The 15,911-nt window shown below is 53.2% G+C and carries 15 protein-coding genes, 2 tRNA genes and 2 rRNA genes; 13 read left to right on the plus strand and 6 right to left on the minus strand.

Going from position 1 to position 15,911, the window contains the following annotated elements:
- The first annotated feature begins 13 nt into the window (after positions 1 to 13).
- The 3 genes from rplQ to ACK3SD_RS01470 all read left to right on the plus strand — a co-directional run bounded on the left by rplQ (position 14) and on the right by ACK3SD_RS01470 (position 1,177).
- A complete protein-coding gene (gene rplQ / locus ACK3SD_RS01460; protein WP_072933440.1) occupies positions 14 to 400 on the plus strand; it encodes a 50S ribosomal protein L17 in 387 nt (128 codons plus the stop codon).
- A 130-nt stretch (positions 401 to 530) separates the two neighbouring features.
- Positions 531 to 911: a DnaJ family domain-containing protein gene (locus ACK3SD_RS01465; RefSeq protein WP_481126542.1), complete on the plus strand. Its 381-nt coding sequence runs from the start codon at positions 531 to 533 to the stop codon at positions 909 to 911.
- Positions 912 to 997: 86 nt separating this feature from the next.
- Positions 998 to 1,177, plus strand: a complete 180-nt coding sequence (locus tag ACK3SD_RS01470; protein WP_481126543.1) for an alternative ribosome-rescue factor A — start codon at positions 998 to 1,000, stop codon at positions 1,175 to 1,177.
- Positions 1,178 to 1,214: 37 nt separating this feature from the next.
- On the opposite strand, the gene mscL is transcribed toward ACK3SD_RS01470, so the two are convergent.
- From mscL to def, 5 genes are all read right to left on the minus strand, one after another.
- The gene (mscL, locus tag ACK3SD_RS01475; RefSeq protein ID WP_137761967.1) at positions 1,215 to 1,625 is read right to left on the minus strand and encodes a large-conductance mechanosensitive channel protein MscL; all 411 of its coding nucleotides are present in this window, start codon (positions 1,623 to 1,625) and stop codon (positions 1,215 to 1,217) included.
- Positions 1,626 to 1,746: 121 nt separating this feature from the next.
- Positions 1,747 to 3,123 carry a Trk system potassium transporter TrkA gene (gene trkA / locus ACK3SD_RS01480; RefSeq protein WP_137761968.1) on the minus strand — a complete coding sequence of 459 codons (1,377 nt, stop codon included), beginning with the start codon at positions 3,121 to 3,123 and terminating at the stop codon, positions 1,747 to 1,749.
- Positions 3,124 to 3,178: 55 nt separating this feature from the next.
- A complete protein-coding gene (gene rsmB, locus ACK3SD_RS01485; RefSeq protein ID WP_481126544.1) occupies positions 3,179 to 4,468 on the minus strand; it encodes a 16S rRNA (cytosine(967)-C(5))-methyltransferase RsmB in 1,290 nt (429 codons plus the stop codon).
- 70 nt (positions 4,469 to 4,538) lie between these two features.
- Entirely contained in the window at positions 4,539 to 5,483 is a 945-nt protein-coding gene (gene fmt / locus ACK3SD_RS01490) for a methionyl-tRNA formyltransferase (RefSeq protein ID WP_481126545.1), read from the minus strand.
- A 24-nt stretch (positions 5,484 to 5,507) separates the two neighbouring features.
- Positions 5,508 to 6,020 (minus strand): peptide deformylase, encoded by a 513-nt coding sequence (gene def / locus ACK3SD_RS01495; RefSeq protein WP_137761971.1) that lies wholly within the window; start codon positions 6,018 to 6,020, stop codon positions 5,508 to 5,510.
- Positions 6,021 to 6,130: 110 nt separating this feature from the next.
- Here def and dprA point away from each other — a divergent pair, with 110 nt between their 5' ends.
- The 6 genes from dprA to ACK3SD_RS01525 are packed head-to-tail and all read left to right on the plus strand — an operon-like array spanning position 6,131 to position 9,965.
- A complete protein-coding gene (gene dprA, locus ACK3SD_RS01500) occupies positions 6,131 to 7,300 on the plus strand; it encodes a DNA-protecting protein DprA (RefSeq protein WP_481126546.1) in 1,170 nt (389 codons plus the stop codon).
- Positions 7,272 to 7,745 (plus strand): DUF494 family protein Smg, encoded by a 474-nt coding sequence (gene smg, locus ACK3SD_RS01505; protein ID WP_137761973.1) that lies wholly within the window; start codon positions 7,272 to 7,274, stop codon positions 7,743 to 7,745. Before dprA ends, smg begins: the two co-directional genes overlap by 29 nt.
- A 19-nt stretch (positions 7,746 to 7,764) precedes the next feature.
- Positions 7,765 to 8,322 carry a DNA topoisomerase family protein gene (locus ACK3SD_RS01510; protein ID WP_137761974.1) on the plus strand — a complete coding sequence of 186 codons (558 nt, stop codon included), beginning with the start codon at positions 7,765 to 7,767 and terminating at the stop codon, positions 8,320 to 8,322.
- Complete coding sequence (gene tsaC / locus ACK3SD_RS01515; protein ID WP_481126547.1) at positions 8,312 to 8,881, plus strand: L-threonylcarbamoyladenylate synthase type 1 TsaC; 570 nt, start codon at positions 8,312 to 8,314, stop codon at positions 8,879 to 8,881. Before ACK3SD_RS01510 ends, tsaC begins: the two co-directional genes overlap by 11 nt.
- A gap of 11 nt (positions 8,882 to 8,892) precedes the next feature.
- Positions 8,893 to 9,711, plus strand: coding sequence for a shikimate dehydrogenase (gene aroE, locus ACK3SD_RS01520; RefSeq protein WP_481126548.1), 819 nt, complete (start codon positions 8,893 to 8,895; stop codon positions 9,709 to 9,711).
- Entirely contained in the window at positions 9,708 to 9,965 is a 258-nt protein-coding gene (locus ACK3SD_RS01525; RefSeq protein WP_481126549.1) for a DUF1488 family protein, read from the plus strand. Before aroE ends, ACK3SD_RS01525 begins: the two co-directional genes overlap by 4 nt.
- Here the strand turns inward: ACK3SD_RS01525 and ACK3SD_RS01530 are convergent.
- Positions 9,962 to 10,498 carry a gamma carbonic anhydrase family protein gene (locus tag ACK3SD_RS01530; RefSeq protein ID WP_481126550.1) on the minus strand — a complete coding sequence of 179 codons (537 nt, stop codon included), beginning with the start codon at positions 10,496 to 10,498 and terminating at the stop codon, positions 9,962 to 9,964. The two genes, ACK3SD_RS01525 and ACK3SD_RS01530, sit on opposite strands and share 4 nt — an antisense overlap.
- Before the next feature lie 502 nt (positions 10,499 to 11,000).
- Between ACK3SD_RS01530 and ACK3SD_RS01535 the strand changes: the two genes are divergently transcribed.
- From ACK3SD_RS01535 to ACK3SD_RS01550, 4 genes are all read left to right on the plus strand, one after another.
- Positions 11,001 to 12,539, plus strand: a 16S ribosomal RNA gene (locus tag ACK3SD_RS01535).
- 69 nt (positions 12,540 to 12,608) lie between these two features.
- Positions 12,609 to 12,685, plus strand: a tRNA-Ile gene (locus tag ACK3SD_RS01540).
- Between the two features lie 22 nt (positions 12,686 to 12,707).
- Positions 12,708 to 12,783: transfer RNA gene (locus ACK3SD_RS01545), tRNA-Ala, on the plus strand.
- A gap of 197 nt (positions 12,784 to 12,980) precedes the next feature.
- A 23S ribosomal RNA gene (locus tag ACK3SD_RS01550) occupies positions 12,981 to 15,890 on the plus strand.
- The 16S and 23S rRNA genes sit together here with 2 tRNA genes alongside, the layout of an rRNA operon.
- Positions 15,891 to 15,911 lie beyond the last annotated feature (21 nt).

Below are 15,911 nucleotides of genomic sequence, written 5' to 3' on the forward strand. Positions count from 1 at the left end.
GAAGGATAAGGTCATGCGCCATCGTAAGAGTGGTCGTCAACTGAACCGTAACAGCAGCCACCGCCAGGCTATGTTCCGTAACATGGCCGGCTCTCTGGTTCGTCATGAGATCATCAAGACGACCCTGCCGAAAGCGAAAGAGCTGCGTCGCGTTGTTGAGCCGCTGATTACTCTTGCCAAGACCGACAGCGTTGCTAACCGTCGTCTGGCATTCGCCCGTACTCGTGATAACGAGATCGTGGCAAAACTGTTTAACGAACTGGGCCCGCGTTTCGCGAGCCGCGCAGGTGGTTACACTCGTATTCTGAAGTGTGGCTTCCGTGCAGGCGACAATGCGCCGATGGCATACATCGAGCTCGTTGATCGTGCAGAATCGAAAGCAGAAGCTGTTGCAGAGTAATCTGTGAGAGCGTAAAAAGACCGGGCCTGGCCCGGTTTTTTTATATCTGAAATTTGCGTATCCTCTTTTTACATACCTTCCTGCTATTCTTCACTTACCAATAACCTTCCCTCTGTTGAGGAATATCATCATGCTCTTTATCGATGAAATGGTTGAACGTCATATCCGGGAAGCTCAAGCTAAGGGTGAATTTGATGGTCTGCCCGGTGCCGGCAAGCCCCTGGAGCTGGACGATACCAGTGCCGTGCCTGCGGAGCTGCGAGTGGCTTATCGAATACTGAAAAATTCAGGCTATCTACCGCCGGAACTCGAGGCACGCAAAGAGGCGCTGGAGTTGGATACGTTGCTGCATGAGATCCACAAAGAGGATCCTCAGTACGATGTAATTAGCCAGAAATTACGGGTGCTAGAGTTGCGCTTACAGCAAGCAGGGATCAACACTGATTTTTTAAAAGGTGAGTATCAACAGCGGATTAGTGAGAAACTGAGCGCACATTCTGCAAAAAAATAGCCGTTAGCGAATATGGTATTTTGATAGCGATCGTCTATGATTATCTCGTTTTCACCCACACTTCTTTCATTTCAAATGAGGTTACGATGAGCCACCATCAACACAATAAAGGCACAATTCAGGACAATGCGCTGCACGCGCTGCTTCATGACACTTTGTTCAGACAGCGAGTAGAAAAGAACAAAAAAGGGAAGGGTAGCTATCAGCGTAAGGGCAAGCACGCTAAGGGCGGAAACACGGAGGTCAGTGGTAAGCGTTTTCGCTGAACTTTTACCACTGACCTTTGTTTAAAGCTCGATTCGACTACTTGGTATTCTGCTGTTTAAGTAAATCGCGAATTTCAACCAACAGTTTCTCTTCTGCACTCTGCTTCGGTGCTGCCGCAGGTTTCTCTTCCTCTTTGCGACGCAAGCGGTTCATCAATTTGATGGCAATGAAAATCGCTAGCGCGATGATAATGAAATCAAAAATGTTTTGGATAAAGACGCCATACTTCATGACTACTGCAGGTACAGTGCCCTGAGCTTCCCTCAAAACGAGCTCAAACTGCTTAAAATCCACGCCCCCAATCAACAGGCCCAGCGGTGGCATGATGATGTCAGCAACCAGCGATGACACAATTTTGCCAAATGCGGCACCAATGATCACACCGACGGCCAAATCCACCACATTGCCACGCATGGCAAACTCACGAAACTCTTTAAAGAAACTCATACATCACTCCTTGCCAAAATAACTCAAGTGACTACAAGTAAAGCGCATTCACGGCTATCTTGCTACCAAAGTTGACTATTTTGGTCGGGTTTGCTGGTTTCTAGAGCACTCGCTCAGGCGATCACAGGAAGAACGGGCTTGGCTGGAACAGACGTTCGACATCGGGAACAAATTTCTTGTCGGTAATAAACATGATGACGTGATCGCCTTGCTCTATACGCGACTGACGGTTGGCAATGATCACCTCGTCACCACGAACGATCGCCCCGATGGTCGTACCAGGTGGCAGCTTGATCTCTTCCACGCGGCGGCCCACTACCTTGGAGGTGCTCTCATCACCATGGGCAATGGCTTCAATTGCCTCAGCCACACCTCGACGCAAGGAGGAGACACTCACGATATCTGCTTTGCGCACATGCCCCAGCAGGGCAGAGATAGTGGCCTGTTGGGGGGAGATGGCGACATCAATTACGCTACCTTGGACTAAATCAACATAGGCGCGACGCTGAATCAGCACCATGGCCTTTTTGGCGCCCATTCTCTTCGCCAGCATTGCGGACATAATGTTGGCTTCATCATCGTTGGTGATGGCGATAAAGACATCCACCTGCTCCACATGCTCTTCAGCCAGCAGCTCCTGATCAGAAGCGTCGCCATAAAATACGATGGTGTCCTGTAACAGCTCAGCCAGTTCTGCCGCCCGATGCTGATCGCGCTCAATCAGTTTGACGCTGTAATTCTTCTCCAATCGACGCGCCAGACCGGCCCCGACGTTACCACCGCCCACAATCATGATGCGCTTGTAAGGTTTTTCCAGCCGCTGTAGCTCACTCATCACAGCGCGGATGTGCTGGGATGCGGCAACGAAAAAGACCTCATCGCCAGCCTCAATAATTGTCGAGCCCTGTGGACGGATCGGGTGATCCTGACGGAAAATTGCCGCCACGCGGGTGTCAATGTGCGGCATATGCTCACGCATGGTAGAGAGGGCATTGCCGACCAGCGGGCCGCCATAATAGGCTTTGACCGCGGCGATGCTCACTTTCCCTTCCGCAAAATTCACAACCTGAAGCGCGCCCGGATACTCGATCAATTTATAGATGTAATCGATCACTAGTTGCTCGGGCGAGATCAAGTGATCGATCGGCACCGCGTCGGCGTTGAACAGCTTTTCCGATTCCCGGATGTAATCTGCCGAACGGATACGGGCGATCCGATTCGGCGTGTTAAACAGGGAGTAGGCGATCTGACATGCCACCATATTGGTTTCATCGGAGTTTGTGACAGCCACCAACATGTCCGCGTCACCAGCACCCGCTTCCCGCAACACCCGTGGATGGGAGCCGTGTCCCTGAACGACACGAAGGTCGAATTTATCCTGGAGCTGACGCAGATGGGCAGCATTGGTATCGACAACAGTAATGTCGTTGTTTTCACCGACCAGGTTCTCCGCCAGGGTTCCACCCACCTGACCAGCCCCAAGAATAATGATCTTCATCGCGGTTTCTTATCCACTCAATAAATTTATCTGGTGCACGCTGCCAGGCCGGCTATCAGGCCTTGGTCAGTTTAGCGTAGAAGAAGCCGTCACCTGCTGTAGGCCCTGGCAGATTCTGCTTGCCCGGATGCGAGCTGTCGCCGGTTTCTACCAAGGTGGCATCTGCATGACGGGAGAGGAAGTCCGCTATCTGTTCGCTATTCTCTTCCGGCAGGATAGAGCAGGTCGCATACAGCAAGACACCGCCAGACTTCAGGTAGGGCCAAATCGCCTCTAGAATGGCTTTCTGCACGGCCACTAATTCAGCAATATCGCTATTACGACGCAACCACTTGATGTCGGGATGGCGACGGATTACGCCGGTGGCTGAACAAGGGGCATCTAACAGGATACGATCGAAGCTCAAGCCAGCAGCCCACTGTTCAGGCTGGGTGCCATCACCGCGTTTAACTTCCGCATTCAGTCGCAGGCGCTGCAGGTTTTCCAGCACCCGCTTTAACCGCTGCTCATCAATGTCCACCGCCAGTACCTGTGCTTCTGGTGCCGCCTCCAGAATATGTGTGGTCTTACCGCCGGGCGCTGCACAAAGATCCAGAATACGCTCGCCATTTTGCGGTGCCAAAAGCGGGACGCAACCTTGGGCGGAAGCATCCTGCACTGTTACCCAGCCGTCAGCGAAACCTGGCAGGTCTGTCACCGGGCATGGAGCCACCAGTCGCAGGGCATCCGGATAGGCATCGTCAATCTCGACAGCGATACCCGCCTCTGCTAACAGCTCAAGATAACGGTCGCGACTATGATGCAGACGGTTAACCCGCAGCCACATGGGAGGGCGCTGGTTATTGGCATCAGCAACAGCCTGCCATTCGGTCGGGTAGGCTTTGCGAATGCGCTCTAGCAACCAAGAGGGATGCAAGAAGCGCGACTCCTGTTGGCCTGCCTGTTCAAGCAACGCTTCTTGTTGGCGTTGAAACTGCCGTAAAACGCCGTTGATCAGCCCCTTCAATTGGGGGCGCTTGAGTGCCACTGCGCCTTCGACGGTTTCTGCCAGTACCGCGTGCGCCGGGATACGGGTGTAGATCAACTGATACAGGCCAACCATGATGAGGTAGTGCAGCGGGCGCTGTTTGCCGGTCATTGGGCGAGCCATCAACTGTTTGATGCACCACTCGAGCTGTGGCAGAACCCGCAGTGTGCCAAAGCAGAGCTCCTGCAACAGGGCTTTATCTTTATCAGCAATATTTTTCTGGAGAGCAGGAAGGGCAGTAGAGAGCGACTGTCCCTGATCCAATACCTGACCAATGGCTTTTGCAGCGATGCTGCGTAAATTATATGCGTTTTTCATAGCTACAAAGCTGACAATGCCAGCATCAGTAAGAAAAGAGGCCCGGCGGAAGCCGGGCGCATAGAGTGGGTTAGCTGAGTTGTTTACCCACGCTGAACCATTCACGGCGGGAATTTAGCAGGTCTTGGGCAGACATTGCTTTTTTACCGGCCGGCTGGAGCTGAGTAAGGCTCAATACCCCATCGGCAGTGGCAACCTGGATGCCTTGCTTATCTGCTGCCACGATGGTGCCCGGTTCCGCGCTCTGGCTGGGTAAGACTGTCGCCTGCCAGACTTTGACCGGCTGGTCATCGACCATAAAGTAGCTGACCGGCCACGGGTTGAAGGCGCGGATGCAACGCTCCAGCTGGGCAGCAGAGAGCTGCCAGTCAAGCCGCGCCTCTTCCTTGCTCAGTTTTTCCGCATAGGTCGCGAGCGCATCATCCTGCTGCTCCGGCTCTGCCAGCCCAGCTGCCAGGTCAGACAGGGTATTCAGCATGGCGCGCGGACCCAGTTCCGCCAGCTTGTTATACAGTGTGGCACTGGTGTCATCGGCTTGAATGTCACAGGCCAGCTTGGTCAGCATGGCTCCGGTATCCAGCCCTACATCCATCTGCATGATAGTGACGCCCGTCTGGCTGTCGCCAGCCCAGAGAGAGCGTTGAATCGGTGCCGCACCGCGCCAGCGCGGCAGCAGCGAACCATGCACATTGATGCAGCCAAGCTTTGGCATCTCCAGCACCGCCTGTGGCAAGATCAAGCCATAGGCCACGACGACCATAATGTCGGCGTTCAGCGCCTGTACCAGCGCCTGGCTTTCAGCCGGACGCAGGGACTTGGGCTGGAAGACTGGGATCTGGTTCTCTTCAGCCAGCACTTTAACAGGGCTAGGGGTAAGTTTGTTGCCTCGGCCGGCCGGACGATCCGGCTGAGTAAAGACACCTACAACATCATGGTGAGATGTTAAAAGCGCGTCGAGATGACGCGCTGCAAAATCCGGTGTACCGGCAAAAATGATCCGTAATGCGTCAGACACAATCAATTCCTGCTGTCTTCAGACTTAGTTGGCGCGCGCGTTCAGCTTGGCAAGTTTCTCAACTTTCTGGCGGATACGCTGACGTTTCAGCGGCGAGAGGTAATCCACAAACAATTTGCCCAGCAAGTGATCCATCTCATGTTGGATACAAATCGCCAGCAGGTCGTCAGCTTCAAGCTCAAACGCTTTGCCGTCACGATCCAGAGCACGGATTTTCACTTTTTCGGCACGCGGCACAAACGCCCGCTGCTCAGGGATGGACAAGCAGCCCTCTTCAATCCCGGTTTCGCCACTCTTCTCCAGCATCTCTGGGTTAATCAACACCAGGCGCTGGTCACGGTTTTCAGAAACGTCGATCACGATGATCTGCTGGTGGATATCCACTTGTGTCGCAGCCAGGCCAATCCCTTCCTCTGCGTACATGGTTTCGAACATATCATCCACGATACGCTGGATTTCGGCATTCACTTCTTTTACTGGCTGCGCGACTTTGCGCAGTCGCTCATCGGGGTAATGCAATACGTGTAATACGGACATAAATATTTCGATCTGTGTGCGAGTGATGGATGACAATTACTCTTTATTCTAGACATTTCCCTGCCTGATTGACAGCATCGAGACAGAAATGTGCCCAGTCAGGAGGCGGTATGACTCAGGAAGAGATATGGTTGCGATTGGCCACCTTGAAAGGGGTGCGCAGCCGAAAAAAGGTTGGGCTGGTGCACAGCCTGCTGGCCGCCTCACGCATTACGCTCGGCCTGTTGCAGCAGTGCGGCCTCTCTGCTGAACAGGCTCATGCTTTCCTTCATCCACCGGCGCAAAATTTTTCTGCAGCTTTGGCGTGGCTGGAACATACGGACAATCAGTTGGTGGCCCTTGGGCAGCCGGAATACCCAGCGCTGTTGTCGCATATCGCCGATCCGCCGCCCGTGCTTTTTGTTACCGGCGCGCTGCAAAGCCTGCATTCGCCCCAGGTGGCGATAGTCGGTAGCCGAAAGTGCAGCGAGTATGGGGAGCGTTGGGGAAGCTATTTTGCCCGCGGCCTGGTGCAGCAGGGCTATACCATCACCAGCGGGCTGGCGCTGGGGATTGATGGCATCGCCCATCGCGCGGCTCTTCAGGCTGAAGGGAAAACCCTCGCTGTCATGGGTTGTGGGCTGGCGCATATCCACCCCAGATGCCATCAGCGGCTTAGCGCCCAGATTGTGGAGCAGGGAGGCGCACTGGTCTCTGAATTCCTGCCCACAGTGGCTCCTTTGCCTGCCCACTTCCCCCGGCGTAACCGCATTATCAGTGGGCTAAGCCGAGGGGTGCTGGTGGTGGAAGCGTCGCAGCGTAGTGGATCGCTGATCACTGCCCGTTGTGCGCTTGAGCAGGGACGGGAGATCTTCGCCCTACCGGGGCCGCTGGGAAGTGATGCCAGCAGCGGAACACATTGGCTCATTCAGCAAGGTGCGAACCTGGTGACCGAGCCGCAGGAGATCGTGGAGCTGTTGAGCAGTAGCTTACACTGGCTGGATGAGGATAATCCTGAAATGGCGGCGCCAACGCCCGCGTTTGTTACAGGATCTCAGCAAGAATTGAATATTTGTGCACAAGATAGCGATGCGGAATTGCCATTTGCTGATGTGTTGGCTAACGTAGGATATGAGGTGACACCTGTTGACGTCGTCGCCGAACGTGCCGGCCAACCTGTGCCAGAGGTAGTGGTAAAATTACTCGATCTGGAGTTAGCAGGATGGATCGCAGCTGTATCCGGCGGCTATGTCCGAATTAGGAGGGCAGGCCATGTTCGACGTACTAATGTACTTATTTGAAACCTATATACATAACGAAGCGGAGATGCACGTCGACCAGGATAAGCTGACGGATGATCTTGCCCGTGCCGGTTTTCATCGGGAAGATATCTATAGCGCTCTGGGGTGGCTTGAAAAACTTGCAGACTTGCAAGAGGGCGAAGCTGCGCCCTTTATGGTGGATGCGGATCCTTTTGCTTTACGCATCTATACCGATGAAGAGGCAACTCGCCTTGACGCCAGCTGCCGGGGATTCCTGCTGTTCCTGGAGCAGATACAAGTGCTGAACCTTGAAACCCGGGAGATGGTCATCGATCGTGTGATGGCGCTGGAAACTGACGAGTTCGATTTGGAAGATCTGAAATGGGTCATCCTTATGGTACTGTTCAATATTCCCGGTTATGAAAGTGCTTATCAGCAAATGGAAGAGTTGCTGTTTGAAGTGAACGAGGGTTATCTGCATTAAGCGATAACAGTAAATAACGATGTCTAAAGCCGCGATTTTTGCCGCCAGGCAAAATGAACCTTGTCCGGAGTGTGGGGCCGAATTGGTTATCCGAAGTGGACGCCACGGCCCTTTTCTTGGCTGCTCCCGCTATCCCGAATGTGAATATATCCGTCCTCTCAAGGCGCAGGCTGACGGCCATGTCGTCAAGGTGCTGGAAGGACAACTCTGTCCGCAATGCCACGCTACGTTGGTATTACGGCAGGGGCGCTATGGCATGTTTATCGGATGCAGTGATTATCCGCAATGTACCCATATTGAAGCGCTCGATAAACCGGATAACACCGCACTGGTCTGCCCGCAGTGCAAACAGGGGACTTTGTTGCAGCGCACATCCCGCTACGGCAAAGTTTTTTACGCCTGTGATCGCTATCCAGCTTGTCAGTTTGCGCTGAACCATAAACCCGTGGCGGGTGAGTGTGCCGAGTGCCACTATCCGCTATTAATAGAAAAGCGCACGGCAGCTGGCACCAAATGTTTCTGTGCCAGCAAGCTTTGCGGTAAACCGGTCACTACAGAAGTTGAAGATGATGCCTGATGTAACCCCCATTTCTGAACACATCCTCCACGCACTGCACGGCCAGCAGGTCATTGCCTACCCCACTGAGGCAGTATTTGGCCTGGGTTGCGATCCTGACAGTGAAGAGGCTGTTAATGCCCTATTGGCGCTAAAGCAGCGACCAAAAGAGAAAGGGTTGATCCTGATCGCCGCGGATTATTCGCAGCTGGCACCCTATCTGGATGAAGCGCAGTTGAATGAGCAGCAAAAAGAGGCCATTTTTGCGAGCTGGCCAGGCCCTGTGACGTGGGTAATTCCTGCGCGTGCCGGCACTCCAGACTGGCTAACCGGGCGGTTCTCCTCGCTGGCCGTACGTGTAACCAATCATCCGCTGGTGGTTGAGCTGTGTCAGCAGTTCGGCAAACCGTTGGTCTCTACCAGCGCAAATTTAACTGGCCTGCCGCCATGCCGGACAGCGGCCGAGGTCAGCGCCCAGTTCGGCGCGGACTTCCCAGTTGTAGTAGGGGAAGTCGGCGGACGTAAAAATCCAACGGAAATCCGTGACGCCCTGACGGGTGATTACGTGCGACTGGCATAACGGAGACGTCGATGGAGACCTATGCAGTTTTCGGTAATCCGATTGGCCATAGTAAATCGCCGCGTATCCATAGCCTGTTTGCCCAGCAGACAAGCATTCCCCATCCGTATGGTACGGTGCTGGCACCATTAGATGACTTTGTGTCGACGCTGGAAGCATTTTTTGCTGCGGGCGGTCAGGGCGCGAATGTAACCGTCCCTTTTAAAGAACAAGCTTTTGCCCGCGCCGATCACCTGAGTGAAAGGGCGGCCCTGAGTGGGGCAGTCAATACGCTTAAGAAGAGGGGCGATGGCTCATTGCTGGGGGATAATACCGACGGCATAGGTCTGCTCAGCGATCTGGAACGGCTTGGCATGATTCAGCCGGAAGATAGTATTTTGTTACTGGGCGCGGGCGGCGCAGCGCGAGGCGTGATTTTGCCTCTGCTTTCCTACGGCTGTGAGATCATCATTGCCAACCGTACCCAAGCCAAAGCGGAACAGCTGGCGTCACTGTTTAGCCATATGGGAAACATCAGGGCTGAAGCCTTTGAAAATGTTACGCGTACACCAGTCAATCTGATCATCAATGCCACCGCGACTGGCATTCAGGGAGAAATTCCTCCCATACCCTCTGCCGTGGTGACACCTGATATCCGTCTTTATGACATGTTCTATCAGCAGGGACTGACCCCTTTCCTGGCATGGGGTGAAACTCATGGAGCCAAACAATTAGCTGATGGTTTGGGGATGCTGGTGGGACAGGCTGCCCATGCGTTTGCACTGTGGCATGGCGTGATGCCGGAGATTGAGCCGGTGCTGGCTCAGCTGAAGAAAGAGATGGCCGCGTGAATCAGGCGATTCACTTTCCTGACGATGAGCGCTGGGATGATGCAAAACAGTGCGTGGTCTTCCGCGCGCTGGTGGGTGGGGTGCTGCTGCACTGCGCCCTCCCTTTCGAGAGTATGCGGCAACGCTTTGGTGCCAATACCACTGAACAGTGTTTGGCACTTTTCAGGCAGCATCGCTGGGATCTGGAGGAAGAAGTAGAGGTGCTGATTGCTCAGGATGGGGAAGGGGAGGATGGATGGTTTACCCTCTCCTAATTCAGGTATTCATCCTTCCATTTCACATAATTGTTCGCTGAGTAGATTAAACCCGCTATCTCTTCCGGCGTTAAAGGGCGAATTTGTTTGGCTGGGCTGCCGAGGTAAAGGTAGCCACTCACCAGTCGTTTCCCTGGCGCCACCAAACTGCCTGCACCTATCATGACATCGTCTTCTATTACTGCGCCATCCAGTACGATAGATCCCATGCCTACCAGTACCCGATTGCCGATGGTGCAGCCGTGCAGCATCGCTTTATGGCCGACTGTCACATCCTCACCGATCAATAACGGAAAACCTGCTGGGTTATAGCTCGACTTATGTGTGACATGCAGCACACTGCCGTCCTGCACATTAGTGCGTGCGCCAATACGGACATGATGGACATCACCACGAATGGCAACCAAGGGCCAGATGCTTACATCATCAGCCAGCATCACATCACCAATCACGACACTGGCGGGATCAACCATTACACGCTGGCCAAGTTGAGGTGTGTGATCATGGTATGGGCGCAGAGAGCCAGATTTCATCTTTATAGAATCCTTGTGTGTGACTTCATTATATGAATAGCGGAATACGGTCTAAATTATAACCTGCCAAATGCGCGGATCGTTGATATATTGGTCGCGATCGAGTGCGATCTAACCGGTAAGCTTGAAAAGTGTGCGATCGATTCAAAATCATCGAAAAAGGGGTTGTGCAATAAAACGAGATCCCTATAATGCGCCTCCATCGACACGGCGCAAGTGATTCACTTCACAGAGCGACCGGAGCGAAAGAGAAAAAACTTCTGAAAAAAAGAAGTTGACTCTGAAAGAGGAAAGCGTAATATACGCCACCTCGAGTTAGCAAGCGAAAGCGCGTAACTCACTGCTCTTTAACAATTTATCAGACAATCTGTGTGGGCACTCACAAGACGATATCAAGCATCTTCGGATGCACAAAATATTAAGTCTTGAAGAGTGACTAACTGAAGTAAAATTCAAACAGTAACCTTTGAGCATCGCTACCTTGTGTAGCACATCAAGCTTTTAATTGAAGAGTTTGATCATGGCTCAGATTGAACGCTGGCGGCAGGCCTAACACATGCAAGTCGAGCGGCAGCGGAAAGTAGCTTGCTACTTTGCCGGCGAGCGGCGGACGGGTGAGTAATGTCTGGGGATCTGCCTGATGGAGGGGGATAACTACTGGAAACGGTAGCTAATACCGCATAACGTCGCAAGACCAAAGCGGGGACCTTCGGGCCTCGCGCCATCAGATGAACCCAGATGGGATTAGCTAGTAGGTGGGGTAATGGCTCACCTAGGCGACGATCCCTAGCTGGTCTGAGAGGATGACCAGCCACACTGGAACTGAGACACGGTCCAGACTCCTACGGGAGGCAGCAGTGGGGAATATTGCACAATGGGGAAACCCTGATGCAGCCATGCCGCGTGTATGAAGAAGGCCTTCGGGTTGTAAAGTACTTTCAGCGAGGAGGAAGGCGGTAAGGTTAATAACCTTATCGATTGACGTTACTCGCAGAAGAAGCACCGGCTAACTCCGTGCCAGCAGCCGCGGTAATACGGAGGGTGCAAGCGTTAATCGGAATTACTGGGCGTAAAGCGCACGCAGGCGGTTTGTTAAGTCAGATGTGAAATCCCCGAGCTTAACTTGGGAACTGCATTTGAAACTGGCAAGCTAGAGTCTCGTAGAGGGGGTAGAATTCCAGGTGTAGCGGTGAAATGCGTAGAGATCTGGAGGAATACCGGTGGCGAAGGCGGCCCCCTGGACGAAGACTGACGCTCAGGTGCGAAAGCGTGGGGAGCAAACAGGATTAGATACCCTGGTAGTCCACGCTGTAAACGATGTCGATTTGGAGGTTGTGCCCTTGAGGCGTGGCTTCCGGAGCTAACGCGTTAAATCGACCGCCTGGGGAGTACGGCCGCAAGGTTAAAACTCAAATGAATTGACGGGGGCCCGCACAAGCGGTGGAGCATGTGGTTTAATTCGATGCAACGCGAAGAACCTTACCTACTCTTGACATCCAGAGAACTTGGCAGAGATGCCTTGGTGCCTTCGGGAACTCTGAGACAGGTGCTGCATGGCTGTCGTCAGCTCGTGTTGTGAAATGTTGGGTTAAGTCCCGCAACGAGCGCAACCCTTATCCTTTGTTGCCAGCGATTCGGTCGGGAACTCAAAGGAGACTGCCGGTGATAAACCGGAGGAAGGTGGGGATGACGTCAAGTCATCATGGCCCTTACGAGTAGGGCTACACACGTGCTACAATGGCGCATACAAAGAGAAGCGAACTCGCGAGAGCAAGCGGACCTCATAAAGTGCGTCGTAGTCCGGATTGGAGTCTGCAACTCGACTCCATGAAGTCGGAATCGCTAGTAATCGTGGATCAGAATGCCACGGTGAATACGTTCCCGGGCCTTGTACACACCGCCCGTCACACCATGGGAGTGGGTTGCAAAAGAAGTAGGTAGCTTAACCTTCGGGAGGGCGCTTACCACTTTGTGATTCATGACTGGGGTGAAGTCGTAACAAGGTAACCGTAGGGGAACCTGCGGTTGGATCACCTCCTTACCTAGAGATATTTGACTGTGCAGTGCTCACACAGATTGTCTGATGAAATTCGAGCAGAAATACCTTTATAGGCTTGTAGCTCAGGTGGTTAGAGCGCACCCCTGATAAGGGTGAGGTCGGTGGTTCAAGTCCACTCAGGCCTACCACAAAGGTATCTTAAGACTGCACGGGGCTATAGCTCAGCTGGGAGAGCGCCTGCCTTGCACGCAGGAGGTCAGCGGTTCGATCCCGCTTAGCTCCACCATCTCGTACGGTCTAAATAATAGTTCTGAGTATACTGGCAACAGTATGCTGTGAAGTATTTGCTCTTTAACAATCTGGAACAAGCTGAAAATTGAAACCTTACAGCCCTGTCTCTCTCCGTAGAAGTTCTGAGAGATGGCGCATGTAAGAGAGTCTCTCAAATAATCACACCCTGATGGAAACATCTTCGGGTTGTGAGGTTAAGCGACTAAGCGTACACGGTGGATGCCTAGGCAGTCAGAGGCGATGAAGGGCGTGCTAATCTGCGATAAGCGTCGGTAAGCTGATATGAAGCGTTATACCCGACGATACCCGAATGGGGAAACCCAGTGTGATACGTCACACTATCTCTGCATGAATACATAGTGCAGTGAGGCGAACCGGGGGAACTGAAACATCTAAGTACCCCGAGGAAAAGAAATCAACCGAGATTCCCCCAGTAGCGGCGAGCGAACGGGGAACAGCCCAGAACCTGAATCAGTTTGTGTGTTAGTGGAAGCGTCTGGAAAGTCGCACAGTAAAGGGTGATAGTCCCGTACACAAAAATACACAGGCTGTGAGTTCGATGAGTAGGGCGGGACACGTGACATCCTGTCTGAATATGGGGGGACCATCCTCCAAGGCTAAATACTCCTGACTGACCGATAGTGAACCAGTACCGTGAGGGAAAGGCGAAAAGAACCCCGGCGAGGGGAGTGAAATAGAACCTGAAACCGTGTACGTACAAGCAGTGGGAGCCTTGATTTATCAGGGTGACTGCGTACCTTTTGTATAATGGGTCAGCGACTTATATTTTGTAGCAAGGTTAACCGAATAGGGGAGCCGTAGGGAAACCGAGTCTTAACTGGGCGTCTAGTTGCAAGGTATAGACCCGAAACCCGGTGATCTAGCCATGGGCAGGTTGAAGGTTGGGTAACACTAACTGGAGGACCGAACCGACTAATGTTGAAAAATTAGCGGATGACTTGTGGCTGGGGGTGAAAGGCCAATCAAACCGGGAGATAGCTGGTTCTCCCCGAAAGCTATTTAGGTAGCGCCTCGTGAATTTATCTTCGGGGGTAGAGCACTGTTTCGGCTAGGGGGCCACCCCGGCTTACCAACCCGATGCAAACTGCGAATACCGAAGAATATTATCACGGGAGACACACGGCGGGTGCTAACGTCCGTCGTGAAGAGGGAAACAACCCAGACCGCCAGCTAAGGTCCCAAAGTCATGGTTAAGTGGGAAACGATGTGGGAAGGCATAGACAGCCAGGATGTTGGCTTAGAAGCAGCCATCATTTAAAGAAAGCGTAATAGCTCACTGGTCGAGTCGGCCTGCGCGGAAGATGTAACGGGGCTAAACCATGCACCGAAGCTGCGGCAGCGACGCTTAGGCGTTGTTGGGTAGGGGAGCGTTCTGTAAGCCTGCGAAGGTGGACTGTGAGGTCTGCTGGAGGTATCAGAAGTGCGAATGCTGACATAAGTAACGATAAAGCGGGTGAAAAGCCCGCTCGCCGGAAGACCAAGGGTTCCTGTCCAACGTTAATCGGGGCAGGGTGAGTCGACCCCTAAGGCGAGGCTGAAAAGCGTAGTCGATGGGAAACAGGTTAATATTCCTGTACTTGGTGTTACTGCGAAGGGGGACGGAGAAGGCTAGGCTGGCCAGGCGACGGTTGTCCTGGTTTAAGCGTGTAGGGGGAGAAGGCAGGTAAATCCGCTTTCTTGTTAACCCTGAGGCGCAATGACGAGCCACTACGGTGGTGAAGTAGCTGATGCCCTGCTTCCAGGAAAAGCCTCTAAGCTCCAGGTAACACGAAATCGTACCCCAAACCGACACAGGTGGTCAGGTAGAGAATACTCAGGCGCTTGAGAGAACTCGGGTGAAGGAACTAGGCAAAATGGTGCCGTAACTTCGGGAGAAGGCACGCTGGCATGTAGGTGAAGGGACTTGCTCCCAGAGCCGAAGCCAGTCGCAGATACCAGCTGGCTGCAACTGTTTAATAAAAACACAGCACTGTGCAAACACGAAAGTGGACGTATACGGTGTGACGCCTGCCCGGTGCCGGAAGGTTAATTGATGGGGTTAGCGGCAACGCGAAGCTCTTGATCGAAGCCCCGGTAAACGGCGGCCGTAACTATAACGGTCCTAAGGTAGCGAAATTCCTTGTCGGGTAAGTTCCGACCTGCACGAATGGCGTAATGATGGCCAGGCTGTCTCCACCCGAGACTCAGTGAAATTGAACTCGCTGTGAAGATGCAGTGTACCCGCGGCAAGACGGAAAGACCCCGTGAACCTTTACTATAGCTTGACACTGAACATTGAGCCTTGATGTGTAGGATAGGTGGGAGGCTTTGAAGTGTGGACGCCAGTCTGCATGGAGCCAACCTTGAAATACCACCCTTTAATGTTTGATGTTCTAACTCGGCCCCGTTATCCGGGGTGAGGACAGTGTCTGGTGGGTAGTTTGACTGGGGCGGTCTCCTCCTAAAGAGTAACGGAGGAGCACGAAGGTTAGCTAATCACGGTCGGACATCGTGAGGTTAGTGCAAAGGCATAAGCTAGCTTGACTGCGAGAGTGACGGCTCGAGCAGGTGCGAAAGCAGGTCTTAGTGATCCGGTGGTTCTGAATGGAAGGGCCATCGCTCAACGGATAAAAGGTACTCCGGGGATAACAGGCTGATACCGCCCAAGAGTTCATATCGACGGCGGTGTTTGGCACCTCGATGTCGGCTCATCACATCCTGGGGCTGAAGTAGGTCCCAAGGGTACGGCTGTTCGCCGTTTAAAGTGGTACGCGAGCTGGGTTTAGAACGTCGTGAGACAGTTCGGTCCCTATCTGCCGTGGGCGTTGGAAGATTGAGAGGGGTTGCTCCTAGTACGAGAGGACCGGAGTGAACGCACCACTGGTGTTCGGGTTGTCATGCCAATGGCACTGCCCGGTAGCTAAGTGCGGAAAAGATAAGCGCTGAAAGCATCTAAGCGCGAAACTTGCCTCAAGATGAGTCTTCCCTGGGGCCTTGAGCCTCCTGAAGGGACGTTTAAGACGAAGACGTTGATAGGCCGGATGTGTAAGTGCAGCGATGCATTGAGCTAACCGGTACTAATGACCCGTGAGGCTTAACCTTACAACACCGAAGGTGTTTTTA

Source organism: Chimaeribacter sp. YP20170169 (genome assembly GCF_056739715.1).